This window comes from Salipiger marinus (genome assembly GCF_900100085.1).
Classification (GTDB): domain Bacteria; phylum Pseudomonadota; class Alphaproteobacteria; order Rhodobacterales; family Rhodobacteraceae; genus Salipiger; species Salipiger marinus.
In genome coordinates this window covers 79,138-102,404 of the sequence record NZ_FNEJ01000018.1, presented here as the reverse complement: position 1 = coordinate 102,404, position 23,267 = coordinate 79,138, and the positions used below count along the sequence as shown (strand labels likewise).

The following is a 23,267-nucleotide window of genomic DNA, read 5'->3' as shown; positions in this document are numbered from 1 at the left end:
GATGAGGAATCATGTCTCCAACCACCATTCTCGAAACCGCGCCCCTGGGCGCGCTCATTCGCTACACCGATAGCACAACGAAACCGCCCGCCCGGTTCACAAAGAAGCTCGCGGCCTGGGAGCGCTCGAACGGCGTCGGCCGTCTCGTCAAGAAGGAGCCGCCGCGACCCTATCCGACCTGGACGGCGCCGGCGTCGTTCACGCTGCACGAGGGGAACTTCTCTTCGGACGGGGTCATTCTTGTCACCATCATGCGGACTCATTCGGCTGACAGTGCGTTGACATTCGAAGTGGCTGAGGAGCCGAAGCCCGGACAGGTGCGCGTCGTGCTGGATTTCGGCGGCTGCACGGAGCTGCTCCACCTGGCCGAGTCCGTCACGGCTGCCGAACTCTGGATCGCCAGAGAAGGCTATCGCAACGCGCGGCTGGAGATTGTCGGCGAAGAAGACGCCGGTAGGGCAGGGGACGCGGAGCTTGCCGCCTGAGCCTATGTAGAACCCAAGGGGCCCGCCCAAGAGCGGGCCTCTCATCCATGACGACCCTGTCCCGCGAGATCGCGGGGCACCATAGGATCCATTCCAATACGGAAAGGGATCGTCATCCAAGAGCCTGCCCGGGAGGCTGGCAGCGAAAGCATCAGTGGAACATACGGCTCCAGTCAGCGGTCGCACCATCCCCCGCTCGCCATTCCCTTCCTTGCCCCGAATCCTGTCTTCGAGATCAACCCGCGAGGGGTCGGACTACGGGCGAACCCGTGCCGCCGGGTGGATTCGGACGAGCCGAACGCACCCGGTGATGTCAGCCAGTCTTCGGGCCTGCGGGGTCCTGTCGCGCGGGGGATGGTCCTCCGCCTCCAAGACAGGAGCCAAACAGATGTCCCGCAAAGATGCTCACGCCTTCGCCGCTTCCCTCGCCGCCACGCTCATGGTCTCGATCGTCGTCTTCCAGGCAGGTGATGGAACCTATGGTGCCGTCCCCGCCGATGAAATCGACGGCGACGAGGTCGTGATCGTCTCGGAATACGACCCGTTCGGGTGAAGCTTCGGCCTCACTTCCCGAGGGCCCAGGCGTGGCACAGGTGTGCACCTGGGCCTAGTAATGCCCCCGTGACCGGGGATAGTCAGTCGGCTAACAATCGCTTCCGACAGTCTGCTTCTACCATGTTCGGGAAGCCTTTTCGTCGACCATCCCTATATGCTGGAAACAGCGGTCACCCTCATGGTGAGCGCTGGTTACATGACGTTCATCAGCGCGGGGTCCATTCCGAACAGGCTGCTGGCGCTGTGCGCTGCCTTTCCGAGCGTGACGCTGCATAGCACGGTAACCGACGCGCCAGGCCAGGCCCTGATGATCTTGATCCCAAGGCTGCATTTGACCCTTTGGGAACCAAAGTGGATGTCGCTGTCACTCGCTGTCGTCTATCGGCAACCTGAGCGATACTTGAAAACCTGTGGTCCGGCCCGGCCGCGGCGATTGAAGGACAAGGCGGCTGCTGATCCGCTCTGCGATTGCGGCGACGATGGCAAGACCCAGGCCGCTGCCGTCGGAGGTGGCAGAGGCCCGCTCGAAACGCGCTGTCAGCCGGTCGAGTGTTTCGCCTGGCACGACAGGGCCGTCATTTGCCACGGTGAACTGGCCAGATGCGGTCAGCGTGACGTCGACCGGGGTAGTCTGTCCCCCATGACGAAGAGCGTTTTCCACGAGGTTCCGGCACAGAATGGCGAAGGCGTCGGGATCAAGATCTGACATGACAGCCATGTCGGGAAGATTTAGCCTGATACGATCTGGCGTGCCCGTGCGGCCAATATCGTCCACCACAATTCTCGCAACGCCCCTCAGATCCGAGCTTTTGTCCATCCTCAATCGCCCGCCTTCTGCCCGCGCGAGTTGCATCATGCGTTCTGTGCGTCGCGTCAGCCTTTTCAGCGTCTCCTCGATGTCGGTCGCACGTTGTGCAGCCGCTCGGTCCTTGGTTTCCGACCTGAGCCTCTGCGCCTGCGCGATCGCTCCCGCGAGTGGTGTGCGCAACTCGTGAGCGGCGTTCGCGGCGAAGCTTCGCTCGGCCTCGAACGCCTCACGTAATCTGGCCAGCAGGCTGTTCAGCGTATCAGCCAACGGGCCGATTTCAGTTGGAAGCCCCTCGTGAGGAACCTGCGAAAGGTCGCGAGCGCCACGTGCTTCCAGCCGCGCGCGGAACCGGCGCAGAGGATCAAGGCTGAAGCGAACTGCCAGGATGATCGCGATCAAGGCCACTGGAAGCACGATCAGCAAGGGCAGGCCGAGACCCATCTGGATTTCGCGAGCCACCGACATGCGATGGGCCAGCGGCTCGGCCACTGTGATGCGGATCGTGTCCTGAAGCGCCGCGTCGCTGTAGAGACGGTGCGTCGCGGTCTGGCGAAACCCGGGCCCGTCATAGGAGGGGAACACGGTGGGGTCCGCCGCATGCGATTGCAACAGGACGCGGCCTTCAGCATCGCGCACGAGATAGGTGAAGAACTCGTCGTGCTCACGGATCGGGGCGAGCCGCTGGGTCACACCCTGATCTTCCCGCCCGACGATGTCGGTTGCTGCCAGCGGCAGGATCCGCTCCGCTGTCTCACGGAGCGCGCTGTCGAAGACCTCGTCCATTTCGGCCCGGACGATTACGGCCGTCACCGTCGCTGCGAGAAGCCACAGCACCGTCAGCACCAGCCCCACCGACAGGCCGAGCCGTGCCTCTAGGCTGACGGGCCACTTCATGGCCTGCCCAGGCGGTAGCCCATGCCGCGCTCGGTCTCGATGATTGCGCTCCCCAGTTTCTTCCGCAGGCGGCTGACATGGACCTCGATGGTGTTGCTCTCGACCTCGGCGTCGAAAGCGTAGAGCTTCTCCTCCAACTGCGCCTTGGACAGGAGCTGCCCGGGACGCGCGAGGAAGGCTTCGAAGAGCGCCCATTCCCGCGCCGTCAGCGGCACATGTCTGCCATCCCGATGGACGCTGCGCGCGGCAAGGTCGATGTCGAGCGGTCCGTGGGTCAGGATCGGGTTGGGGTTGCCGCTGTAGCGCCGCGCGACCGATCCGATCCGCGCCGACAGTTCCGACAGGTCGAAAGGCTTCACAAGATAGTCGTCAGCGCCTGCATTAAGCCCGTCGATCCGATCGGACACCTGGTCGAGTGCGGTAAGAATGATGACCGGTGTCACGTCGCCCCGCGTGCGCAAGCCCTTGAGAAACCCTATACCGCGCCCGTCCGGCAGCATCAGGTCAAGCAGGATCAAGTCGTAGGACGTAGCAGCCATCGCATCGCCCGCCGCATCCAACCGCGTAACCCAATCCACTGACTGGCCATCGGCTGCGATCTGGTCGCGCACGGCAGCGCCGAGAGTCGTGTCATCTTCGATCAGCAATATGCGCATGGTCGTACCCGTCCTTGTCCGTTGTCCCTCCATGATCCGTCTGCCTGACACGAAGCTGAAGCCTGCGGGTCGACCCCGTTCAGGCTGCCGTCAGTTTCGCAGCGCATGAAGTGCATCAAGAGGCCAGCCACTAGGAGTGTGCCCCATGAAGAAGACATTGACAATTATCGGCTTTCTCGCGGTCTTCCCGGCCGGCGCGGTGCTGGCTGACGACGACTGCTTCGTCCCGATGGCCGATTGGCAGCCGCGCGACGCGGTTGCCCGTCTTGCCGAGGAAAATGGCTGGGCGGTGCGCCGCATCAAGATCGACGATGGCTGCTACGAAATTGACGGCCGGGATGCCCAAGGGCGTGCGATCGAGGTGACGGTCCACCCGGCCACGTTGGAAGTAATCGAGTTCGAGTTTGAGGACGACGAGCATGATCGTCGCGACCGCGATCACGAGAGACGCGACGATGACTGATACGGCGCATCGTGATGGTAATGTCTCCGCGCCGGGCCTTCCCACACTCCCTCGGCTTTCCCTCAACTCTCCTCTGGCCCTGACGGGCCCGGTGCTGGTGGCGCTGCCATGCCTGCTGGCGGCTCTGCTCGGGATGAACACCTATGCGCCTTATGGTGCGGATGCAGCATTTGGTATTGCCGTCGGGGCCGCGGCAGTTGTCGCGATGGCACAGACCTTGATCCTCGCCGCACGGCCGCCACTGGTGGAACCATTGTTCGGCGGTCTCGATCGAATGTACCGGGTCCACAAATGGCTCGGCATTTCCGCGATGGTCCTGATGATACTGCACCAGCAGATAGAGCCGGATTTCGAGCGTTTGGTGCGTGAAACCTCCCTTGGGGACCTAGGTGAAGAGGCGGGCGAACTTGCCTTCAACGCACTTCTCGCCCTAGTCGCTGTCAGCTGGTTCCGGAGATTGCCCTTCATCGGGCTCGAGATTCCCTATCAGCTCTGGCGGTTCAGCCATCGTTTCATGGGAGCCCTTTTTGCAATCGTGGTGTTTCACCAGTTTTTTGTCGACATGCCTGCTGGGGTAGACCCGACATTCATGTTGGTGCTGAATGCTTTCGGCATCGCCGGAGTGGTCGCCTGGATCTTCACCGAGTTGCTCGCTCCGCACCTACGGCGTAGAGACTTCACCGTCAGCCAGATCAGGCAGACCGGTGACACGACCACCTTGACCCTCCGCCCCGAGGGGCGGGCCATGCGGTGGCGGCCGGGGCAATTCGCCTTCTTCCGCGCGCCAGAGGCGGGACTGTCCGAGCCGCACCCCTTCACGATCGCCAGCGCCCCGCGCCCTGACGGCACCCTGACGTTCTCCATCCGGGGCTTGGGTGGCTGGACACGAAGCCTGCCCGCCATCTTGCGGACCGGAACGCGTGTGCAGGTCGAAGGGCCATATGGACGGTTCAATTTCCGCAAGGGCGGTGCGCGCCAAATATGGCTTGCCGGCGGCATCGGTATCACGCCGTTCCTCGCCTGGGCGGAAAGCCTGACAGAGGCGGAGAGTCGCGACATTCACCTCATCTACTGCGTTCCGACACAAGATGAAGCGATTGGCGTAGAGACGCTGCGCGCTGCGGTTGCCCGCAACCCGAGGTTCAGTTTCGAGGTGTTCGTCACGGCGCGCGATGGCAGGCTCACGGCTGAGCGGCTGATCAGCGCCACCCCTTTCGCAGTCCGGCAAGCCGATCTGTGGTTCTGTGGCCCAACCGGCCTGAAGGACGGGGTCCTGAAGGGCTTGAAGGCGCAAGGCCAAACGCCTCGCCGTGTCCGTTTCGAGCAGTTCGAATTCGCTTAACCGCGGGGCAGGGCGCATCGCCATGTCAGCCCTGTGGCCTGCGCTCGCACCTTTTTGGCCCCGCCCTCTTCGGCGGGGCCATTTTCCTGACGGCAAGCTGAAGCGGGAATCGCCGACGCGTCAGGAAGGCCTCAGGTCCTGTCTCCAGATTGTCCTCAGCAGATGACAAGGAGACCCTGCCATGAAGAAGACCCTGACCGCCTTCGCCCTGATCGCCCTGTTGCCCGCTGGCGCCGCCCTGGCCGACGACGACGAGTGCCGCGTGCCCCGTGACCAGTGGCAGCCGCGCGAGGCCGTGATGCAGCTGGCTGAGCAAAACGGCTGGACCGTGCGCGACTTCGAGATCGACGATGGCTGCTACGAGATCGAGGGCCGAGATCAGGATGGCCGGGAGATCGAGGTGAAGCTCGATCCGGCGACGTTGCAGATCGTCGAGATGGATTACGAGGATGAGGACGACGACCGTGGCGGCGCCCGCAATCCCGCGCCCGCCGGCACGGTCGCCCCTCCGCAGAACGGCCTCTTCGGGAACGGCACCCCGCCGCAGGTTCAGGTGAACTGAACCGCTCTCAAGCTCCTCTCCGAACAAGGATCAACCCGATGAAATCGCTTCTCGCAACGCTCGCGCTCACCACCGCGCTGACGCTCCCCGGCCTCGCCATGGCGCGGCCGGTGACGCTCACCACGACCCTCAACAATTACGGCGGCGACGGGGCCTATCTCGCGCTCTACGTCACCGACACCTCGGGCGCCTATGTCGGCAGTCTCTGGATGGCTGGCGGCAAGTCCAAGTACTACGAGCACCTCAGCGATTGGTACCGCGCCACCGGCGGCGACACCGCGCAGGTGAACGGAATCACCGGCGCCAGCGTCGGCGCGGGCCGCACGCTCGAGATCACGCTCGACCTCGCCGACGCGCTCTTTGATGCGGGCTACACGCTCCACATCGACGCGGCCGTCGAGGACATGCGCGACAGTCCGAACGAGGTGGCCGTACCGCTCACGACCGACGGCGCGGGCACGCCGGTGCGCGGGCGCCGGTACATCGCCAGCTTCGCCTACGACATGTGAAGGGTGGGGCCATGATCCGTGCACTCCATCGCTGGCCGGGTCTTCTGGCCCTTGCGCTCGTCACCATCCTGGGCCTGAGCGGCGCGGCACTGTCGGTCTTCCCTGCGGCCGAGCGCATCGCCGCGCCGCAGGCGGAAGCCGGACTGACCGTAGCCGCTCTCGCGGACCGCATCCAGGCCGTCTATCCGGGCGTCGAGCAGATCCGCCGGTCGCCCTCCGGTCGGATCACTGCCTACTGGTTCGATCAGGGCGCGCCGGGTGCCGCCGTAATCAACCCGGCGACGGGTGAGGGCGTAGCCTCGGCCGACCCGAACCAGGCCGAACGCTGGCTCACCAACCTGCACCGCTCGCTGTTCCTCGGGGACGGCGGCCGCATCGCCATGGCCGCAGGGGCGGCCGCGATGCTGATCCTCTCGCTCTCCGGCGCGACGCTGGTCGCGCGGCGGGTGGGCGGCTGGCGACGCTGGTTTTCACCCTTGCGCGGACCGCTTGCCGGGCGGCTGCACGCCGAGATCGCACGCATCGCCGTTGTCGGCCTCGTCCTGTCCTCCACGACCGCGCTTTGGATGACGGCGTCTACCTTCGATCTCCTGCCGGACGGAGGCGTCCTGCCGGTCGCCCCTGCCGAGGTCAGTGGGGAGACCGGCTTCGCTCCGGGCCGGATGCCCACGCTTCGGCGAACGCCGGTCGCCGAGTTGCGCGAGCTGAGCTTTCCCTATCCCGGCGACGCAACAGACGTATTCACGCTCAAGACCGACCGGGGCACCGGATATCTCGATCAGGGCGACGGGGCGCTGCTGGCCTGGGCCGACCTGACCGGGTGGGAGCGCGTCTCGGAGACCATCTACATGCTGCACACCGGACAGGGTGCGGCGACGCTGGGGCTCGTGCTGGGGCTCATGGCGCTCGGCGTGCCGGCCATGGGCGCGACCGGCGTGCTGGTCTGGCTCGCCGGGCGGCCCGGGCGACCACGCATCCGGGGCAACCAGCCCGCCGGACGCGCCGAGACGATCTTGCTTGTCGGCAGCGAGGGCGGCAGCACCTGGGGCTTTGCCGCGACGCTGCACGCCGCGCTGACGAAAGCCGGGCAGAGCGTCCATGTCGGCCCGATGTCGGGCTTCGGCCCTGAGCGCTACACCAACGCCCGGCGGATCATCCTGCTGGCCGCGACCTATGGCGACGGCGCGGCGCCGGCCTCGGCGAAGGGCTTTCTCGACCGGCTGAACGCGACCGACCGCGCGCCGGACATTCCTCTGGCAGTGCTCGGCTTCGGCGACCGCAGCTTTCCGGCCTATTGCGCCTTCGCCAAGTCCGTCGCGACTGCGGCAGAGGCGAAGGGCTGGCCCGAGCTTCTGCCGCTCGACACAATCGACCGGCAATCGCCGCAGGATTTCGCGCGCTGGGGCGGGGCGCTCGGAGACGCTCTCGGGATCGAACTCGAACTGACGCACCAGCCGGTCCAGCCGCAAACGACCACGCTGACCCTCGTCTCGCGCCGCGACTACGGCGCCGAGGTGCAGGCGCCGACGGCGATCCTGCGGTTTGCCCTTCCCCGCGTCTCGCTCTGGCAACGGCTGATCGGGGGCGGCTTCGCCCGGTTCCAGGCGGGCGACCTGATCGGCATTCTGCCCAATGGTGGCACCGTCCCGCGGCTCTATTCGCTCGCCTCTGGGCGCCGCGACGGCTTCATCGAAATCGTGGTCAAGAAGCACCCCGGCGGGCTCTGCTCGGGTCAGCTCATGGCGCTGGCGCCCGGCGACACGGTGAGCGGTTTCCTGCGCCCCAACCCCGGTTTCCGTCCGGGGCGGCGCCGGGCGCCGCTGATCCTGATCGGCGCAGGGACCGGCATCGGGCCGCTTGCGGGCTTCATACGCGGCAACGCGCGTCGCAGGCCCGTTCACCTCTTCTTCGGCATGCGCCATCCCGACAGCGATTTCTTCTACGGCGAGGACTTCGCCGGCTGGCAGGACGAGGGTCGTTTGACCGGGCTGGTCACGGCCGTCTCACGCGGGGCGCGTCCGCACTACGTGCAAGACGCGCTGCGCGGCGAGGCCGCCCAGGTCGCGGACCTCATCCGCAACGGCGCCCGCGTGATGGTCTGCGGCGGGCGCGACATGGCAGCTGGCGTGGCCGACGCGCTGGCCGAGATCCTGGCGACCTCCGGGCTGACGCCGGCGGTCCTGAAGGCGGAGGGGCGGTATGTCGAAGATGTCTACTGAACGGGTGAAGGTTGCCCTGAACGGACCGACGATGGGCACGCGCTGGTCCGCGCTGTTCTTCACGGAGCCCGAATTTGACAAGGCCCCGGTCCGCGCGGCGCTGCAGGGGGCCGTGGACGAGGTGGACAGGCAGATGTCGACCTGGAACGCGGGCAGCGACCTGATGCGGGTCAACGCGGCGCCGGTGGGCGAATGGGTGGCGGTGCCTGCGCAACTGGCCGCGGTCCTGCGCCTCGGCCTCGAGATCGGGCGCGCCTCGGGCGGGGCGTTCGACATCGGCATGGGCGACGCGGTGATGGCCTGGGGCTTCGGACCGGAGGCCGCCGCGCCGGATGGCATCCGCACCGCGATGGCCGCCTCGCGCCGCCCGGCGCATGACGTGCTCGAGATCAACGGCGAACACGTGCGCAAGGCCGCACCCATCGCGCTGGACCTGAATGGCATCGCCAAGGGCTACGGCGTGGATCGACTGGCCGAAATCCTCCGCAATCAAGGCATATCCGACGGACTCGTCGGGATCGATGGCGAGATGCGTGCAATGGGCCTCAGGCCGGACGGTGAAGCCTGGACCATCGCGGTCGAGGCGCCGGACGCCGAGCGCCGGACGCCGCATTCGATCCTCGCGCTTCAGGATGCCGCCGTCGCGACCTCGGGCGACTACCGTCACTGGGTCGAGGTGCAGGGGCGCCGCCTGTCGCACACGATGGACCCGAGGCGGGGAGCGCCGCTGATCGCGTCGCCGGCCTCCATCACGGTCGTGGCCCGCAGCTGTGCAGAGGCAGATGCCTGGGCGACGGCCCTCATGGTGCTTGGGCCGGTCAAAGGCGCGACGCTCGCAAAACAAAGCGGCCTCGACGCCCTGTTCCTCTTGCGCGATGATGTTGTCAACGTAAGGGGCGTGGGAGTCGGACGACTATTTTCCGAAGAGCCAGCGGCAATCGCCTCAGCCGAGGGGAGATGAGCCGCATGGAGACGACACGGACCGACCGCTTCAAGACCGCTATCCTGCTCATTGCCGCGACCGGCCTGATTGCGGGACTTGCCTTCTACTTTTCCGGCGAACCCGACGTCGCGAACGCGGTCTGGATCGCGGGCGTCGTTCCCGCGCTCGCCGCGCTCGTGGTCGAGATCCTGCGCAGCCTGCGTTCCGGCGAAGTGGGCCTCGATATTGTCGCCGCGCTCTCCATGTCGGCGGCGCTCGTCTTCGGCGAGACCCTCGCCGCGGCGGTGGTCGCCGTAATGTATTCCGGCGGCACCTTCCTCGAAGCCTTCGCGGAAGGGCGTGCCCGCCGTGAAATGCACGACCTGCTGTCCCGTGTGCCCCGGACCGCGACAAGACACCGGAATGGCGGGCTGGAGGAAGTGCCGCTGAACGAAATTGCGCCCGGCGACCGCCTTCTGATCCGGCAGGGCGACGTGGTGCCGGTGGATGGCACCTTGAGCTCAGAGACGGCCTTCGTCGACACCTCGGCGCTGACGGGGGAATCCCTGCCCGTCCGGCTCCGTTACGGCGCCGAGGCCATGAGCGGATCGACCAATGCGGGCGAAGCCTTCGACCTGATCGCAACTCACGAGGCCAAGGACAGCACCTATGCCGGGATCGTCCGGCTGGTGGAAGAGGCGCAGGCCTCCAAGGCGCCCATGTCGCGACTGGCCGACCGTTGGTCGCTGGGGTTTCTGGCCGTCACGGTCAGCATCGCCTTCGCGGCATGGTGGTTCACCGGCGATCCGATCCGGGCCGTCGCCGTGCTTGTCGTCGCAACGCCATGTCCCCTGATCCTGGCCGTGCCGGTCGCGCTGGTCGCAGGCCTGTCGCGCGCGGCGCATTTCGGGGTGCTGATCAAGGGAGCGGGGCCGCTCGAGACGATGGCGCGCATCCGCACGCTGATCCTCGACAAGACCGGCACGCTGACGGACGGACGGCCGCAGATCGTTGCAATCGACAGCCACGACGGCATGGCAGAGGAGGACATACTGCGCTTGGCTGCCGCGCTCGACCAAGCGTCCAAGCACCCCGTGGCTCAGGCCATCGTCGCCGCCGCAAAGGAGCGGGGCTTCTCTCTACCCGTTCCGTCAGACGTGGCGGAGATTCCGGGCGAAGGCGTCGTCGGCTATGTCGAAGGCCGGAAGATCATCGTCGGCGGGGATGCCTTCGTCGCATCCCGCGTCGGACGGCGGCCCGGCGATCATTCCGCCATCGCCGCTGGTTCGGTCCTCGTTGCTGTCGCGGTCGACGGGCACATGGTAGGGCATCTCGTCATGTCCGATCCCCTGCGCGACGGCGCGGGCCAGATGCTGGACGGGCTGCGGCGCGAGGGGATCGCGCGTATCCTGCTCGCGACCGGAGACCGCGCTGACGTGGCCGAGCGTGTCACCGAAGGGCTTGGGCTCGACGGTCTGCGGGCCGGGCTGACACCGGACCAGAAAGTGTTGCTCGTTCTCACCGAGCGCAAGAACGGCCCGGTGATGATGGTGGGCGACGGGGTCAACGACGCGCCCGCGCTCGCAGCGGCAGACGTGGGCGTCGCCATGGGCGCACGGGGCGCGGCGGCCTCGGCGGAGGCGGCGGATGTCGTGCTGCTTGTCGACCGTATCGACCGCCTCGGGCTAGGGATCGAGATCGCGCGCGGCGCGCGCCGCATCGCTGTCGAAAGCGTTGTCGCCGGGATCGGCCTTTCGGTCATGGGCATGATCGCGGCGGCTTTCGGCTATCTCACTCCGGTGCAGGGGGCGCTCCTGCAGGAGGTCATCGACGTTGCAGTGATCCTGAACGCCCTCCGCGCGCTGCGCATCGCGCCCCATGAACCCACTATTCCGAAACCAAAGGCTGTCTCCTCCGGGCAGGATGACATCGCGCAAGGAGCCACGCCATGAGCCGCCTCTCGCATTCCGAAATCCACATGGTGCATCGCATCGGCTGGCTGCGGGCCGCCGTTCTCGGCGCGAACGACGGGCTGGTGTCGACGGCAAGCCTCGTGGTCGGCGTCGCCGCAGCAGGATCGGGAAAGCCGGAGGTCCTTATAGCGGGGCTGGCTGGCCTCGTGGCCGGCGCGATGTCCATGGCGGCAGGCGAGTACGTCTCAGTCAGTTCTCAGACTGACGCGGAAAACGCTGACCTTGCGCGCGAGACCCGCGAACTGGCGGAAACACCCGAGGCCGAACTCGAAGAACTTACCCAAATCTATGTCGAGCGAGGGCTGGACCGAGACCTTGCCGAAAAGGTGGCCGTGCAACTGACCGAACGTGACGCGCTCGGATCGCATGCCCGCGACGAGCTTGGCATCTCCGAGACCGTGACAGCCCGCCCGATCCAGGCCGCCTTGGTGTCGGCGCTGACCTTCGCCGTGGGTGCGGTGCTGCCCTTGATCGTCGTACTGGTCGTCCCGGATGCACGGATCGTTTTCTTGGTCGCCGTGTCGACGATCCTCGGCCTCGCGGTTCTTGGTGGATTAGGCGCTTCTGCTGGCGGTGCTGGTGTTATTCGAGGTGCTGCAAGGGTCACGCTCTGGGGTGCACTCGCCATGGCGGCGACCGCTGGAGTCGGTGCGCTGTTCGGGGTCGCCGTAGGCTAGGGAGTAGCCGAGGTCTCGGGCGGAAGCTTCCACGTTGGCGCGGGCTTCCACCTTGTGCCGATCTTCGAATGTGGCAATCGCTTTGGCGACGTCATTCTGCATTTTCTTCAGCTCGCTGAGCGACAGTACGTCGAGATCGAAAGCAGCCGTTGGTGCGGTCCGTGTCCTGAATATTCCGGTATCGATAGCCCGTCGCGGCAAGGCCCTGCATTCCGCAGCACGGAAGGGCAGGGGGGCGAGAGCCGGTGATAGCCACTTGGGCCGCTAGCGGCGTGCTGGGCTTGGGGTAAAGCAGTCCCGATGGGCAAGGGGACATGGTCTGGCATGGGCTCCCCGTATCTCTCTGTCTCCTGGGCCATCCCTTCGACTGACAATCCCCTAATCCCGTTCGATCTCCTGCGCGCAACCCCGCGTCAGTCCGGGCCGTGTTGGCCGCCTTTGGCGTCCTGCCCGCTCCACCCCGGTCCTCTGGGGGTGTCCGGTGTCCATGCTGTCCACCGTGCACGCGTCACCCGACGGGCTTTTTCAGGGTCTTGTCGAAGGGACGGTCCCGAAGACAGGAAACACAGGAGCTTATCATGCAGAACATCGTCATCCTCGCCGGCAACATCGGTCAGACCCCCGAAGTCCGCACCACCCAGAGCGGCACCAAGATCACCAACTTCAGCCTCGCCACCTCGCGTCCCCGCCTCTCGGAAGGCCGTGTGATGCGCGACGAGAACGGCTACCGGGTCATGGACACCGAATGGCACCGCATCACCTGCTTCAACGGTCTCGGCAAGACGGTCGCCGAGCATTGCGAAAAGGGGATGAAGGTCCTCGTCCACGGCCGCATCCACTACACCAAGTGGATCGACAGCCTGGGGAACGACCGCTACGGCTGCGAGATCATCGCCGAGAAGGTCGACTTCCTGAGCCGTCCGAAGTCGGCCGAGAACGAAAACCCCGAGTTGGTCGACCGCGACGATGAGATCCCGTTCTGAGGAGCGGGGTCACCCCCTCGGGCCCGGCGGGTTAAACCGCCGGGCTAAAGTCTTTTCGGGCCACTGGAAAAGGCACCCACGCTTGCCTTCCGGTGCTGAGCGCCTTGAATGCGCCTAATTGTTCAACGTGCGCACGAGCTAGATTTCGTCTTTGGTTATGGTCGCGCCGTGACTGAGATACGTGTCGAGCATCAACCGCGTATAATCGGCCGTGCTCTGGGTCACGGTGCCCAAACCGGGCCATGCGAACAACGGATCCGACCAAGTAACTTCCAACTCAATCTCGATCCCAAGCAGTGCGGCCACTTCGATCGCAGCGGTCGGCTCCTTGTCCTCGGGCCAGTAGTGATCCTCGAAGGAAACAACCACGTCGAGATCGTCATCAACCCAGATTTCGGCCAGACTCGCTCCCATGCGCTCGCTTGCATTGGTCGCATCCTCGAAAAGGGCAGCCCGGATCAAATGGGTCACCTGGTCACTGTCGAGGTCAAGCCTTGGCCGCGGATCTATAATTGACACGATGGGTTCAATCTCTTGCCTTTCGGCGCGGGATTGGACTGGCACTGGTTTTTCATCGGTCGGTTCCAGCCAGAAGGCTTCTGGAAATATGTTGATTGGTGATGCGCCGCAGCTGGGGCAGTGCCATTGGTTTCCAGCGATCTGTGGGCCGGTGATCTCTGAGTTGCAGTGAAGGCAGTACCAGAGGTTCGATTCCTCCATCTCCAAGAACGGGTGCCGCACATTTCCTTCCGCATCCGGCTTTGTGGCGCGCCGTGGCCAATCGGCAAATCGCCGCGCCTTGACGCTCTGCATCAATTCCCTCGCAATCCCGATGGCTTCTTCACGTAGCACGCGATCGTTCATCGGGCTGGTCTGGGCATGCTTGATGTCGATCTCGACACGAGGGGCAGCCGAAGGGTTTTCTGGCAGCACGATCTGCCAACCCTCACCATCCATGCGGACGTCACCAAGCATTGTTTTCAGTTCGTATGGATGCCCCCGTACTTCTCCTCGAGTGACGGCATCGGGGCTTCCGAAGATATGGTCGAAGGTCGCACCCTCGTAGGAAGTGATCCGTTCCACGAAGGCCTTGATCGTGGCAACTTGTGCTTCGGAGGGAACCCACTCTCCTTTGGCGCTGCCTGTCAACGCATTCCAATGAGCAAAGCCCATTCGACTGGCAACAAAGTCGAGCGCTACGTGCTGTGGTTGACCCGTCGCCCTAGCGTAACGCTTCGCCAGGAGTTTCAAAGTTATAAGTTGATCGTTCTCTGTCATGATCCATGTCCAAGCTGGATCTGACTAGGTGCCCGCTGCTAATCAGACCCGCCGATGGCATGAGGTCTGCTGTTCGAAATCAAGATCGCTGCAAAGCTTCGCGTGGCGGGCACACCGGCCTGCGAGAAAGGCCTTGTTTAACCTCTGCCATTTTTGAACGCAGGTCAACACCAGCGAGTTGCGGGCGTGCGGCGCATCCGACTTAGCGCCGTTTGCCCGAGAGAGTTTGAGGTTGGCCGGTTTCCCGGTGACAGGTTGAGGGCTGGGAGAGTGGCTCCCGGCACCTGTCGCGGAGGAATGCCGATGGGCGTTGTGGAAGTTCTGGATGCGGTACAGCCGACGCGGGCTGGTGGCTGGAAAGTGGATGTGAGCCGGGGTGATCGGAATGGGCGGGTGTCGTCCGAATGGTTCAACAGGCCGGATGACGAGCGGTACCTGTCGCTCGACGATCTCTGGGCCAATGTGAAGGGTCGCTCTGAGCGCAGCCGCAGCCGGGTGGTGCAAACCGCCGACATCCGTGTCGAGGCAGCGCGCGACAGTGCAGAGCGGCTCGACTTGGTCCTGCCGAAAGCGCATGAGCCGGTCGCACCCACGCACTGGGCCTTCGGCCAGCTTGCCAGCATCGTCGGTGCCCCGGCATCCTACCTGCGGCAGCTTCCCGCGCCTCTGGCGGGGATCAACCTGCAATACGGTTTGACCAACCACCGCGCCGAGCAGGTGAAGACCTTCGAGACCGAGGATGGCCGCACGGAACTGCGCGCCGTGACCGGTCCCGACTACGGCCGCATCCATGACTTCGAGCTTGTCGAGGCGGTTCAGCGCATCGCGGGCAATGGCACGGGCGATACGCGCTGGAAGGTACCGGGTGTGCTGGATTGGTCGACCGGGGTCTACAACCCCGATGTCGAAATCAGCCGCGATACGACCACGCTTTACGCTTCGGACCGCGATGTCTTCCTGTTCCTGGTCGATGATCGCAACCCGATCGAGGCGGGCAAGCTGGCGGACGGCTCCCCCGATCTCTATTTCCGGGGCTTCTATTGCTGGAATTCCGAGGTGGGCGCGAAGACCCTCGGCATGGCGAGCTTCTATCTGCGGGCGGTGTGCCAGAACCGCAACCTCTGGGGCGTCGAGGATTTCCAGGAGATCAAGATCCGTCACTCGAAATACGCCGCTTCGCGCTTCGCACATGAGGCCGCGCCCGCGTTGACGCGGTTTGCCAATTCCTCGCCGCAGGGGTTCGTGAACGGCATCAAGGCGGCGCGCCAGCAGATCGTGGCGCGCAGCGACGCGGACCGCGCGGATTTCCTGCGCAAGCGCGGTTTCTCGAAGGCCGAATCCGGCAAGATCATCGAGAAGGTGCTGATGGAGGAAGGCCGCCCGCCCGAGAGCATCTTCGATTTCGTGCAGGGCATCACGCGGCTCGCTCGCGACAAGACTCAGCAGGATGCACGCCTCGACATGGAAGGGCGCGCCAAGAAGCTCCTCGACCGCGTTGGCTAATGTGGCGACCGGAGGCGATATCGCCTCCGGTCTCGTTCCTGTTTCATCGACCTGCTACCGTGCCCGAAATGTTTAGGTGTTGGAAGTACGCGCATGGAAGAAATCGATTGGTCAGATCGTGCATTTTATGATGACGGCGAATGGGTTACCTGGTCGGAAATCGACGAGCAGCTTCGCTACAAGGAGTGGGGCGCAAAATACCCGAACGCGATTAGGTCTATGATCCCATATTTTGAGGATCTCCTGTCCCTCGCGGAAAGCTACCACCTCGAGACCGGCCTTCACCTCTCTGTCTACGGCGATATCGGTGAGCTGTTTGGTGCTATCACGTATGGTATCAAGCTGAACAAGACCTATGCCCAGGGTGCTGACGGAAGACTTGGCAATGATCATGTCGAGGTCAAAACCATTACGCCATTCAAGACAAAGGATGTGGTTGTGGTCGATACAAATGGGCATTTCAACAAGCTCTTGGTTGTAAAGATCAACGAGGATTTTCAGGTCTCGGGTCGGATGATCGACCGAAAAGATCTCCCAAAGCGCGAAGGGCGCTACTTGCGGGTTCGATGGAGCGATTTACCAACGCCGAAATGATCGACCCGTTCAGCGACAGAGAGTCCGAGGGGGTGGTTTGGTCTTTGACGGTTTGAAGCGGGGAGAGAGGCTCTCCGCACCGTCGGAGATATGCCCATGTTCGACCTTCCTCTCCAAACTCAGCCGGAAACGCAGAAAACAGGTTTGCCGCCGAGCCTCCTGACCGTTTTTGCAGATCAAGACTTGCCGTTCGCACTCACGACGGCTTGCCATGCGCCCGCAGCTCTCATGTCCGGGCAGGCACACCCCAAGGTACTGGAGCGGTTTGCCACGCTGGCCGAGGCCATGCAGGGGGCAATCGTTCACGCCGAAGATATCACACCTGAAGACGCTCCGCGCATCCTGGCAATCCTCGATCGGGAGGGCCGTCTCGTTCTGGCCGGAGCTACCTGTGATGGCGGGGTCGCATGGTGCCACCCGGTCTCGGATGCCGCCGAAGCCCGCGCCGTCGTGTCCGAGGCCAGCCAGACCCGCGCGCAGGCCATGCGGGCGGCCGAGTGGCATGAACATAGCCTCGCGCGACGGCTGCGGCACCACGCCGACGTTCTCGATGCCCGTCTTGTCGATCCGCTCTGGCGTGTCTTCGCGTCTCGCGCCCTGCAGATCGCGGCGTGACGCCCGAGAGTCAGAGAAGGGCAGGGGAGGATGTGAGCCTAGGAGGACGAGAGAGAGCCTCGGGGTTCAGATCCTTTCCCTCATTTCGGAGTTTCCAATGTCCAAGATCGAACCCACCCTGGCCGCGCCGATGGCGCCGTCCAGGATCGATTTCACCGCCGTGCTGGCCCGGCAGGCCGAGCGAGACGCGCGGATCGCAGCTTTGCGTCCGGCCAACAAGGAGCGCCTCTTCGATGCTCTGACTGCCGCGGGCATCACCCATGTGACCGTGAGTTTCGACGGCTATGGCGATAGCGGCCAGGTTGAAAGCATCGAAGCCTACGCTGGCGAGACCGAGGTTGCTTTCCCCAAGACCGAGATCGCCTATGCCGCATTGACCTGGGACGACCCGGAGGTCGAGATGCGGGCGCTTTCGCTCGAAGATGTCGTGGAGCAGCTGGCCTACGACTTCCTCTCCGACACCCATTGCGGCTGGGAGAACAACGACGGGGCTTACGGCGAATTCTGCTTCGACGCGAGCGCTCGCACCATCCACCTTGAGTTCAACGAGCGCTTCACCTCGTCCGAACTCTACACGCACGATTTCTGAGGGGGCGGCGATGGCACATCCGTATCACCACGCCCTGTCCTCGGTGAAGAAATGGGGCGGCACGGTCGACGACTACCTCGCCGTGCATTCCTGGTTCGACCAGAGCAAGGAGATCACAGCCGACTTTCGGCACCGGGCGCTGCGCCACCATGCGGAGGGCATCTTCATGGCCGAGACGATTTTCGGCCCGACCCTCACGCTCTCGACCGGGCGCGTCATCCCGACCCGCTGGGTCGGCGAGCAGCATGTTAAGGAGGACCTCGGCTTCATCCCGAGCTTCGCCGATTGGGTGAAGGCCATTCGGCCCGAGCTTTGGATGGGGCGGACCGAACGGATCGAGGCACAGGTCGATCCGCATCTCGTCTCGCCCGTGGTCGAGGTCACGTGAAATGACCGATCCCACTTATCGACGTCTTGGCTTGCCGCCGACCGCTTCGCCACTGGCAGTGGTTCGCGCGGCGGTCCGGTCGCTACATCCCGACACGCGCGCTGTTTGCGGTCTCCGGCTGGCGCGCAAGCGCTTCTACCGGCATATGCTCTGCGCTCATGCCGCACGACAGGCGGCGGGCGACACGCCGACCGGCTGATCGTTCCCAACTACCCCTTCATCCCAATCGATCGCCCGGCCTCCTGGCCGGGTCTTCCCCATTCAGGAGGTCCCCATGGCGGATTACTTCACCCATTTCTCGTGCCTGCTCGACGTCGGCACTCCCGAAAAGGCGGCCCGTGCACTTGCGCTGTTTCAGGATCTGCGCGCTGCGGATCAGGACGCCGACGATCCGGATGTCGCGGGCTTCGATCTCGTGCGCCAGGATGCCCCCGATGGCAGCAGCCTCTGGATCCATGATGACGAACACGGCGATGTCGAAGCCGTCATCCGCTTCGTCTTGCGGCTCGCCGAAGACCTCGACCTCACCGGCCTTTGGGGGTTCCAGTATGCTCTGACCTGCTCCCGCCCGCGGCTCGACGCCTTTGGCGGCGGTGCGCATGCCATCGATCTCGGCGCTCGTAAATCCATCGGCTGGTCCAGCACGCAAGAATGGTTGGTCGCGGCGCTGAACGGGGAGGACGTCGATGCCTGAGATCATCTGCACCACCGTCTACCTGTTCCCCGAGCTCTCGGATGCCGCCAAGGAAAAGGCCCGCAGCTGGTATCGCGAGCTCGGCCCCCATGACGATTGGTGGGACGTGGTCTATGAGGATTTCGAGCGGGTCTGCGAAATCCTCGGCATCTGCCTGAAGACCACCGCCGTCCGCCTGATGGGTGGCGAGGCGCGGGCCAAGCCTTGCATCTGGTTTTCCGGTTTCTGGAGCCAGGGCGACGGCGCCTGCTTCGAGGGCTACTGGTCCCACGCCAAGGGCGCGGCCACGCGCATCCGGGACTACGCCCCGACCGACGCGACGCTGCATGGCATCGCCGACCGTCTGCAGGCCATCCAGCGGCGAAACTTCTACCAACTCGCCGCCGAGGCCAGCCACCGTGGCCGCTACTACCATGAATACACCATGTCGATCGACGTCACGCGGGACAGCCCGAGGTGGCAGCCGCCGACCGAGGACGCCGAGGAGCTCGTGACCGAGGCGCTGCGCGATCTGGCCCGCTGGCTCTACCGCCAGCTTGAAGCCGAATACGACCACCTCACCTCGGACGAGGCCATCGAGGAGGGGATCATCGTCAACGAGTATACGTTCACGGAAGGAGGGCGGCGGTTCGGGTAACAGTGATCAAAGCGCAAGGTTCATTTGATCTTTACCGTAAGTCCATATGGACTATATTGAAGCCAATGGAGGACGCCATGTACGTTGCAGAGAAAATCCGGGAGCCCGCACAGATCAACGCCGTCGCGTTGAAAGCTTATGCACGCGTGGCCGATGCTTGGGGTCTCAGTCTCAAGGAAGCGGCTGGCCTTGCCGACATGTCAGAGAGCACGTGGAAGCGCGCCAAGAAGCCGGATTTCGCCGGGGAGCTCACCAAGGACCAACTGCTGCGGCTCAGCGCTGTAATTGGCATCTTCAAGTCGCTCGAACTCTACTTCTCGGAGCCTCTGGCAAAAAGCTGGTTCACCCGACCGAACAAGGGGCCGCTCTTTGGTGGAAGCAGACCAGTCGACACCGCCATCGACGGGGGTTTGCCGCAGATCCTCGCGGTGCGGACCTATCTTGATGCGTTGCGTGGTGGGGCATGAAGCAGACCGAGATTTCCGATCGTGGTCTCGTTCGTCTCCTGCCTGCCACCTACCACAAGCCGCCATCGCTGCGCGGTCTCGTCGATACCGATGACGAGATGGAGATCTTGGCAGAGATCGAGGGCATGACCAGTGGACGTCTACAGGCCGAACGTGGGCGCAACCCGCACCTGGACCCGCGCGAACTCGCTTGGCAACGCCGCAGCCGCGATCTGCGCATCTATGGGGACAGTCACGTCAACGCAGCCTTCACTTACACCCGCGTCGGCGGAAACCGCTTCAACGTCGAGGAGCGCGGCGCGTGGTACTGCGCATGGGATGTGATGGTTTCTGTCAGCGAAGTGGCTTGGCACCGTACACGCGAACTCGGCTTTACCGGCAGCTTCCACGATAGCACCCGCTATGTGGAATTGCTGGCCGACTTCATCGGCGTCTTCGACGACATGACCGATGAGGCAGGTCATCCGGCGCTGCATCCGGATCCGGCTGTCGGGTATCCCGAGGGCCAAAGCCTGGCACAGCATCTGCGTCGGGGCGGATCCAAGGGCCTGATTTACCCTTCGGTCCGGGCTCCTGCACCGGGCGGGAATTGCTTGGTCTGCTTCGAGCCCCACGCAATTCAGAACGTTCGTCCAGGCGCGTCTTGGGATCTTGTGTGGGATGGGACTCCGCACTACTCGATTGCGGCCGTCGGCTGATCCAAAAAACCGTACTTGGCCTGGAGGCCTACAAAGATGGCAACGCCTGATATCGAAAGCCCAGACCGCACCGATCTCAAGCAGATCGACCATGAGCACTTCTTTGAAGCGATAGACTCGCCGCCTTTGCCGACCGAAGCCCTGCGCTCTGCCTTTCATCGGGCGAAAACGCGGTCATTTCAGCGAAACACAGAGCTTGGAAGCGCCGACTGAGTTCACCCGCCTTCGGCGCCTCCCATCGGCGCGATGAGGACGGCCAACGCAAAGCTCCCCTCACGACGGTGCTGGGCGTGGCTCAGCCCAAGAGCTTCAACAAGGCGTCGCGATGCGCGGCATGTTTTTCGGGGTTGTCGCGCTTCAGTTTGTTCAGGTTGAGGAGTTTCCACTTCACGGCCGGTAGGTCAGCGGCTTGCGAGCGGTCGATCGCCGCAAAGTCAGGCTCGCCGTCCTGAAGCGTCAGGAGGAACTGCCTCGCCTTGTCATCGAGCCTCGATTGCAGATCGGCGACCAACTTCAGGCGCGTCGCCAGAAGCGTATCGAGAGGGACGGGTGCTCTGGTCATGCCCTCGAATTCCCGCGCGTAGGGTTGCTCGAGATCGATCAGGTTCGGATCGAGCAGCTCATGCGCCGGGCGCGGCGAACTGGCGACATAGATCAGGAAGGTCTGGAAGAGGTCCTGCGTCAGGCCTTCGTTTTCGTAGAGGAGCGTGACGTCGTAGAGATCCCGTGGATGCTGCCTGTCGAGGGCAGCGTGCAGTTTGCCAGCGAACAGGTCCTCGAACGAGACGATCTGCATTTCGGCATAGCCATAGGCATCTTCCACGGCTGCAGAGACGGTCCGGATCTCCGGGTCGTGGACGACGCCACGGGTCACAGGCGAGGTTTCGATCTTGATCTCGGCATTCCCAAAGCGTGCCAGCAGCCGCGTGGCCCCGCCGCCGCCCCCTTGGATGCGCTGAGATTTCGCGCCGCGAATGCCGGTCTCGATGGCGGCCGCGATGCGATCCATCGCGGCATTGATCTCGTCCAGGCTCTCGGCGCGGTCCTTGATCGGAAGATAGGTCAGGTCGATGTCGACCGACAACCGTGGCAGATCTCGGTAAAATAGGTTAATGGCCGTCCCGCCCTTGAGCGCGAAGACGTTCTCGTCCGCGACATGTGGCAGAACGCGCACCAGCAGTGCAACCTGGGCTTCATAGGTCTCACGCGCCACTGTCGGCCTCCGGTTTCACGAAATCTTCCGGCACCATGATCCGATAGCGCGGGTGGATTTTGCCACCTCGGACTAGGGCTCGGTCACCGCTTCCGAGATCGAAGGCCTGCGGGTCGATCCGTTTGCGCCAGGGATGATCGTGGCGGTCGGCGAAGACGAAGAACAGACGCTTTACCTTGATCTTCTGGCACGCTTGTAGGAGGTCGGAAATCAGCCTTGGGCGCAGGGTTGTCAGGCTCTCGAAGACCATGTCGAGCGTGTGGAAACTCTCATGGTGGGGCAACTCGTCCATGGCTTCCAGGATTGCGCGCTCCGGCGTCGACATTGTCAGACCCCAGTCCCATGGCTGGCCTGTCGTTTTGCCCTCGATCACACCCAGCTTCTGATTGGTGAACAAGGAACGGGGGCGGATATTGATCGGGGCATCCGTCGGCAGTTTGATCAGCCAGTTCGGGACCTTGTCCCCGTAGACCCAGACTGGAGCGCTTTCCCCCAGGCGGAGGTAATGGGCATGTCCTTGTTCACCGAGTGCCGTCGTGCTCCCGACATGCAAATCATGACCCATGATATGTTGCATCGAAAGGATGCAGGTCTTCCAGTCGATGCTGTTGGACGCCTGCATATTCGGGACTGGCCGGCGGAAGACACCGCGTGCGATGCGCTCCAGCCAGCCGCGTTTCACATAGTCACGGAAGCTCTCATAGGCGATGCCTTGCGAGACGAGCCATGCCGCATCGACCAGATACCCGGCGGGTACGGCATCGAGCACTTTCTTCAGATTCTGTGACCTTGCGGTGTCCATGATGCCTAAAGTGACAGATTTTCAAAGAGACATCTACAGGTTTCTTTGATGAGAATGCTTTTCCAGCGTTATGGACGCTTCTATCTCACCATTTCCAAAGAACTGAGGGACTAGCCCCAAGGGGTGTGAGATCTGAAGACGCTGGGTTGAGAGACGGCTACGACTTGCGGTGGTTACCGAAGGTCGCAGCGGTGCACCTCCCGGCGTGCCGCCGGAACCAGACCTTGGTCCTTCGGACAGGAGCTTGACCGAGGCTGATGTCCCGAAGGTCCAGTCTGCCAACCTACAGCTTGGCAGCTGCGCTCGGTTTGCCAAACCGCGGTATGGCAGAATCTCCGGCAGGTCGGAGCCAGCCGGTGCCGTTCTCACCTGTTCCCGTCGATCCACTTCGACATGAGCCCCCTGTCGCGAAAGCATTCGTCCGGAACGGCGCGCCTTTTGATCCGGGCGAGTTTCTCAGCGAAGGCCACCTGCTTGGACGTGGGCAGCCGGTCCATGTCCGATACCGGTTTCAGCTGGGCCTGAGCCTCGATCCAGGCGCTCAAAGATCGCCGGTCTTGCTGAACCTCCCAGGGCAGGAGCGTCCGGTTGCGCAGGGCGAGCGACCGCGCATAGGCAATCTGCTTGGGCGTTGCGGGCAGGGCGTGCTTGGTGCTTTCCATGGTGGAACCCCCTTTCTGACTTGGCTCTGAATATAGAACATAACAAGAACAAAATCAAGCCAAGCGTCGGGAACACCTT

The 23,267-nt window shown here is 63.8% G+C and carries 27 protein-coding genes; 21 read left to right on the top strand and 6 right to left on the bottom strand.

Annotated elements, in window-relative coordinates:
- Nucleotides 1-11: 11 nt before the first annotated feature.
- Both BLR51_RS18695 and BLR51_RS27805 read left to right on the top strand, forming a co-directional pair.
- Nucleotides 12-485 (top strand): UCP036055 family protein, encoded by a 474-nt coding sequence (locus tag BLR51_RS18695; RefSeq protein WP_038068687.1) that lies wholly within the window; start codon nucleotides 12-14, stop codon nucleotides 483-485.
- A gap of 388 nt (nucleotides 486-873) precedes the next feature.
- Nucleotides 874-1,038 carry a hypothetical protein gene (locus tag BLR51_RS27805; protein WP_009574204.1) on the top strand — a complete coding sequence of 55 codons (165 nt, stop codon included), beginning with the start codon at nucleotides 874-876 and terminating at the stop codon, nucleotides 1,036-1,038.
- A gap of 366 nt (nucleotides 1,039-1,404) precedes the next feature.
- Here BLR51_RS27805 and BLR51_RS18690 read toward each other — a convergent pair whose 3' ends face one another.
- A complete protein-coding gene (locus tag BLR51_RS18690) occupies nucleotides 1,405-2,742 on the bottom strand; it encodes an ATP-binding protein (RefSeq protein WP_038147426.1) in 1,338 nt (445 codons plus the stop codon).
- A complete protein-coding gene (locus BLR51_RS18685) occupies nucleotides 2,739-3,398 on the bottom strand; it encodes a response regulator transcription factor (protein ID WP_089849816.1) in 660 nt (219 codons plus the stop codon). The genes BLR51_RS18690 and BLR51_RS18685 overlap by 4 nt, the downstream gene beginning before the upstream one ends.
- A 145-nt stretch (nucleotides 3,399-3,543) precedes the next feature.
- Between BLR51_RS18685 and BLR51_RS18680 the strand changes: the two genes are divergently transcribed.
- The 9 genes from BLR51_RS18680 to BLR51_RS18635 all read left to right on the top strand — a co-directional run bounded on the left by BLR51_RS18680 (nucleotide 3,544) and on the right by BLR51_RS18635 (nucleotide 13,048).
- Nucleotides 3,544-3,861 carry a PepSY domain-containing protein gene (locus tag BLR51_RS18680; protein ID WP_054540793.1) on the top strand — a complete coding sequence of 106 codons (318 nt, stop codon included), beginning with the start codon at nucleotides 3,544-3,546 and terminating at the stop codon, nucleotides 3,859-3,861.
- Nucleotides 3,818-5,203 (top strand): ferredoxin reductase family protein, encoded by a 1,386-nt coding sequence (locus tag BLR51_RS18675; protein ID WP_089849814.1) that lies wholly within the window; start codon nucleotides 3,818-3,820, stop codon nucleotides 5,201-5,203. Before BLR51_RS18680 ends, BLR51_RS18675 begins: the two co-directional genes overlap by 44 nt.
- Nucleotides 5,204-5,384: 181 nt before the next feature.
- Complete coding sequence (locus BLR51_RS18670; RefSeq protein ID WP_038070264.1) at nucleotides 5,385-5,765, top strand: PepSY domain-containing protein; 381 nt, start codon at nucleotides 5,385-5,387, stop codon at nucleotides 5,763-5,765.
- Between the two features lie 38 nt (nucleotides 5,766-5,803).
- The gene (locus tag BLR51_RS18665; RefSeq protein WP_054540790.1) at nucleotides 5,804-6,274 is read left to right on the top strand and encodes a DUF2271 domain-containing protein; all 471 of its coding nucleotides are present in this window, start codon (nucleotides 5,804-5,806) and stop codon (nucleotides 6,272-6,274) included.
- Nucleotides 6,275-6,285: 11 nt separating this feature from the next.
- Nucleotides 6,286-8,493 (top strand): PepSY domain-containing protein, encoded by a 2,208-nt coding sequence (locus tag BLR51_RS18660; RefSeq protein WP_089849811.1) that lies wholly within the window; start codon nucleotides 6,286-6,288, stop codon nucleotides 8,491-8,493.
- On the top strand, nucleotides 8,474-9,454 hold the full coding sequence (locus tag BLR51_RS18655) for an FAD:protein FMN transferase (RefSeq protein WP_089849808.1): 981 nt from the start codon (nucleotides 8,474-8,476) through the stop codon (nucleotides 9,452-9,454). The genes BLR51_RS18660 and BLR51_RS18655 overlap by 20 nt, the downstream gene beginning before the upstream one ends.
- Before the next feature lie 5 nt (nucleotides 9,455-9,459).
- Complete coding sequence (locus BLR51_RS18650; protein WP_089849805.1) at nucleotides 9,460-11,367, top strand: heavy metal translocating P-type ATPase; 1,908 nt, start codon at nucleotides 9,460-9,462, stop codon at nucleotides 11,365-11,367.
- Nucleotides 11,364-12,065, top strand: coding sequence for a VIT1/CCC1 transporter family protein (locus BLR51_RS18645; RefSeq protein WP_038070015.1), 702 nt, complete (start codon nucleotides 11,364-11,366; stop codon nucleotides 12,063-12,065). The genes BLR51_RS18650 and BLR51_RS18645 overlap by 4 nt, the downstream gene beginning before the upstream one ends.
- A gap of 578 nt (nucleotides 12,066-12,643) precedes the next feature.
- Nucleotides 12,644-13,048: a single-stranded DNA-binding protein gene (locus BLR51_RS18635; RefSeq protein WP_089849802.1), complete on the top strand. Its 405-nt coding sequence runs from the start codon at nucleotides 12,644-12,646 to the stop codon at nucleotides 13,046-13,048.
- Nucleotides 13,049-13,186: 138 nt separating this feature from the next.
- Here BLR51_RS18635 and BLR51_RS18630 read toward each other — a convergent pair whose 3' ends face one another.
- Nucleotides 13,187-14,326: a hypothetical protein gene (locus BLR51_RS18630; RefSeq protein ID WP_235939876.1), complete on the bottom strand. Its 1,140-nt coding sequence runs from the start codon at nucleotides 14,324-14,326 to the stop codon at nucleotides 13,187-13,189.
- A gap of 303 nt (nucleotides 14,327-14,629) precedes the next feature.
- On the opposite strand from BLR51_RS18630, the gene BLR51_RS18625 reads away from it, so the two are divergent.
- The 10 genes from BLR51_RS18625 (at nucleotide 14,630) to BLR51_RS27205 (ending at nucleotide 20,724) form a co-directional block, all read left to right on the top strand.
- The gene (locus BLR51_RS18625) at nucleotides 14,630-15,829 is read left to right on the top strand and encodes a DUF932 domain-containing protein (protein ID WP_089849796.1); all 1,200 of its coding nucleotides are present in this window, start codon (nucleotides 14,630-14,632) and stop codon (nucleotides 15,827-15,829) included.
- A gap of 93 nt (nucleotides 15,830-15,922) precedes the next feature.
- Nucleotides 15,923-16,423, top strand: coding sequence for a hypothetical protein (locus BLR51_RS18620; RefSeq protein ID WP_038147453.1), 501 nt, complete (start codon nucleotides 15,923-15,925; stop codon nucleotides 16,421-16,423).
- Nucleotides 16,424-16,519: 96 nt separating this feature from the next.
- Nucleotides 16,520-17,038, top strand: coding sequence for a hypothetical protein (locus BLR51_RS18615; RefSeq protein WP_038147455.1), 519 nt, complete (start codon nucleotides 16,520-16,522; stop codon nucleotides 17,036-17,038).
- Between the two features lie 97 nt (nucleotides 17,039-17,135).
- Complete coding sequence (locus tag BLR51_RS18610) at nucleotides 17,136-17,627, top strand: DUF6878 family protein (protein WP_089849792.1); 492 nt, start codon at nucleotides 17,136-17,138, stop codon at nucleotides 17,625-17,627.
- Nucleotides 17,628-17,637: 10 nt separating this feature from the next.
- Complete coding sequence (locus BLR51_RS18605) at nucleotides 17,638-18,015, top strand: DUF6915 family protein (RefSeq protein ID WP_066707390.1); 378 nt, start codon at nucleotides 17,638-17,640, stop codon at nucleotides 18,013-18,015.
- Between the two features lie 274 nt (nucleotides 18,016-18,289).
- Nucleotides 18,290-18,709 carry a hypothetical protein gene (locus BLR51_RS18595; protein ID WP_089849789.1) on the top strand — a complete coding sequence of 140 codons (420 nt, stop codon included), beginning with the start codon at nucleotides 18,290-18,292 and terminating at the stop codon, nucleotides 18,707-18,709.
- The gene (locus tag BLR51_RS18590) at nucleotides 18,702-19,346 is read left to right on the top strand and encodes a DUF8835 domain-containing pootine (protein WP_089849787.1); all 645 of its coding nucleotides are present in this window, start codon (nucleotides 18,702-18,704) and stop codon (nucleotides 19,344-19,346) included. The genes BLR51_RS18595 and BLR51_RS18590 overlap by 8 nt, the downstream gene beginning before the upstream one ends.
- 65 nt (nucleotides 19,347-19,411) lie before the next feature.
- Entirely contained in the window at nucleotides 19,412-19,813 is a 402-nt protein-coding gene (locus tag BLR51_RS18585) for an MbcA/ParS/Xre antitoxin family protein (RefSeq protein WP_028095451.1), read from the top strand.
- A complete protein-coding gene (locus BLR51_RS18580) occupies nucleotides 19,810-20,511 on the top strand; it encodes an RES family NAD+ phosphorylase (RefSeq protein ID WP_089849784.1) in 702 nt (233 codons plus the stop codon). Before BLR51_RS18585 ends, BLR51_RS18580 begins: the two co-directional genes overlap by 4 nt.
- Nucleotides 20,512-20,547: 36 nt before the next feature.
- Nucleotides 20,548-20,724 carry a DUF1778 domain-containing protein gene (locus BLR51_RS27205; RefSeq protein ID WP_110506215.1) on the top strand — a complete coding sequence of 59 codons (177 nt, stop codon included), beginning with the start codon at nucleotides 20,548-20,550 and terminating at the stop codon, nucleotides 20,722-20,724.
- An 82-nt stretch (nucleotides 20,725-20,806) separates the two neighbouring features.
- Here BLR51_RS27205 and BLR51_RS18575 read toward each other — a convergent pair whose 3' ends face one another.
- The 3 genes from BLR51_RS18575 to BLR51_RS18565 all read right to left on the bottom strand — a co-directional run bounded on the left by BLR51_RS18575 (nucleotide 20,807) and on the right by BLR51_RS18565 (nucleotide 23,188).
- Nucleotides 20,807-21,724 (bottom strand): nucleotidyl transferase AbiEii/AbiGii toxin family protein, encoded by a 918-nt coding sequence (locus BLR51_RS18575; RefSeq protein ID WP_089849781.1) that lies wholly within the window; start codon nucleotides 21,722-21,724, stop codon nucleotides 20,807-20,809.
- A complete protein-coding gene (locus tag BLR51_RS18570; RefSeq protein WP_089849778.1) occupies nucleotides 21,714-22,526 on the bottom strand; it encodes a type IV toxin-antitoxin system AbiEi family antitoxin domain-containing protein in 813 nt (270 codons plus the stop codon). Before BLR51_RS18570 ends, BLR51_RS18575 begins: the two co-directional genes overlap by 11 nt.
- A gap of 365 nt (nucleotides 22,527-22,891) precedes the next feature.
- Nucleotides 22,892-23,188 (bottom strand): hypothetical protein, encoded by a 297-nt coding sequence (locus tag BLR51_RS18565; RefSeq protein WP_038070220.1) that lies wholly within the window; start codon nucleotides 23,186-23,188, stop codon nucleotides 22,892-22,894.
- Nucleotides 23,189-23,267 lie beyond the last annotated feature (79 nt).

Excerpts from the sequence above, each read along its gene's own strand:
- BLR51_RS18695 (WP_038068687.1), top strand. The coding sequence starts at position 12 with ATGTCTCCAACCACCATTCTCGAAACCGCGCCCCTGGGCGCGCTCATT.
- BLR51_RS27805 (WP_009574204.1), top strand. The coding sequence starts at position 874 with ATGTCCCGCAAAGATGCTCACGCCTTCGCCGCTTCCCTCGCCGCCACG.
- BLR51_RS18690 (WP_038147426.1), bottom strand. The coding sequence starts at position 2,742 with ATGAAGTGGCCCGTCAGCCTAGAGGCACGGCTCGGCCTGTCGGTGGGG.
- BLR51_RS18685 (WP_089849816.1), bottom strand. The coding sequence starts at position 3,398 with ATGCGCATATTGCTGATCGAAGATGACACGACTCTCGGCGCTGCCGTG.
- BLR51_RS18680 (WP_054540793.1), top strand. The coding sequence starts at position 3,544 with ATGAAGAAGACATTGACAATTATCGGCTTTCTCGCGGTCTTCCCGGCC.
- BLR51_RS18675 (WP_089849814.1), top strand. The coding sequence starts at position 3,818 with ATGATCGTCGCGACCGCGATCACGAGAGACGCGACGATGACTGATACG.
- BLR51_RS18670 (WP_038070264.1), top strand. The coding sequence starts at position 5,385 with ATGAAGAAGACCCTGACCGCCTTCGCCCTGATCGCCCTGTTGCCCGCT.
- BLR51_RS18665 (WP_054540790.1), top strand. The coding sequence starts at position 5,804 with ATGAAATCGCTTCTCGCAACGCTCGCGCTCACCACCGCGCTGACGCTC.
- BLR51_RS18660 (WP_089849811.1), top strand. The coding sequence starts at position 6,286 with ATGATCCGTGCACTCCATCGCTGGCCGGGTCTTCTGGCCCTTGCGCTC.
- BLR51_RS18655 (WP_089849808.1), top strand. The coding sequence starts at position 8,474 with ATGTCGAAGATGTCTACTGAACGGGTGAAGGTTGCCCTGAACGGACCG.
- BLR51_RS18650 (WP_089849805.1), top strand. The coding sequence starts at position 9,460 with ATGGAGACGACACGGACCGACCGCTTCAAGACCGCTATCCTGCTCATT.
- BLR51_RS18645 (WP_038070015.1), top strand. The coding sequence starts at position 11,364 with ATGAGCCGCCTCTCGCATTCCGAAATCCACATGGTGCATCGCATCGGC.
- BLR51_RS18635 (WP_089849802.1), top strand. The coding sequence starts at position 12,644 with ATGCAGAACATCGTCATCCTCGCCGGCAACATCGGTCAGACCCCCGAA.
- BLR51_RS18630 (WP_235939876.1), bottom strand. The coding sequence starts at position 14,326 with ATGACAGAGAACGATCAACTTATAACTTTGAAACTCCTGGCGAAGCGT.
- BLR51_RS18625 (WP_089849796.1), top strand. The coding sequence starts at position 14,630 with ATGGGCGTTGTGGAAGTTCTGGATGCGGTACAGCCGACGCGGGCTGGT.
- BLR51_RS18620 (WP_038147453.1), top strand. The coding sequence starts at position 15,923 with ATGGAAGAAATCGATTGGTCAGATCGTGCATTTTATGATGACGGCGAA.
- BLR51_RS18615 (WP_038147455.1), top strand. The coding sequence starts at position 16,520 with ATGTTCGACCTTCCTCTCCAAACTCAGCCGGAAACGCAGAAAACAGGT.
- BLR51_RS18610 (WP_089849792.1), top strand. The coding sequence starts at position 17,136 with ATGTCCAAGATCGAACCCACCCTGGCCGCGCCGATGGCGCCGTCCAGG.
- BLR51_RS18605 (WP_066707390.1), top strand. The coding sequence starts at position 17,638 with ATGGCACATCCGTATCACCACGCCCTGTCCTCGGTGAAGAAATGGGGC.
- BLR51_RS18595 (WP_089849789.1), top strand. The coding sequence starts at position 18,290 with ATGGCGGATTACTTCACCCATTTCTCGTGCCTGCTCGACGTCGGCACT.
- BLR51_RS18590 (WP_089849787.1), top strand. The coding sequence starts at position 18,702 with ATGCCTGAGATCATCTGCACCACCGTCTACCTGTTCCCCGAGCTCTCG.
- BLR51_RS18585 (WP_028095451.1), top strand. The coding sequence starts at position 19,412 with ATGGAGGACGCCATGTACGTTGCAGAGAAAATCCGGGAGCCCGCACAG.
- BLR51_RS18580 (WP_089849784.1), top strand. The coding sequence starts at position 19,810 with ATGAAGCAGACCGAGATTTCCGATCGTGGTCTCGTTCGTCTCCTGCCT.
- BLR51_RS27205 (WP_110506215.1), top strand. The coding sequence starts at position 20,548 with ATGGCAACGCCTGATATCGAAAGCCCAGACCGCACCGATCTCAAGCAG.
- BLR51_RS18570 (WP_089849778.1), bottom strand. The coding sequence starts at position 22,526 with ATGGACACCGCAAGGTCACAGAATCTGAAGAAAGTGCTCGATGCCGTA.
- BLR51_RS18565 (WP_038070220.1), bottom strand. The coding sequence starts at position 23,188 with ATGGAAAGCACCAAGCACGCCCTGCCCGCAACGCCCAAGCAGATTGCC.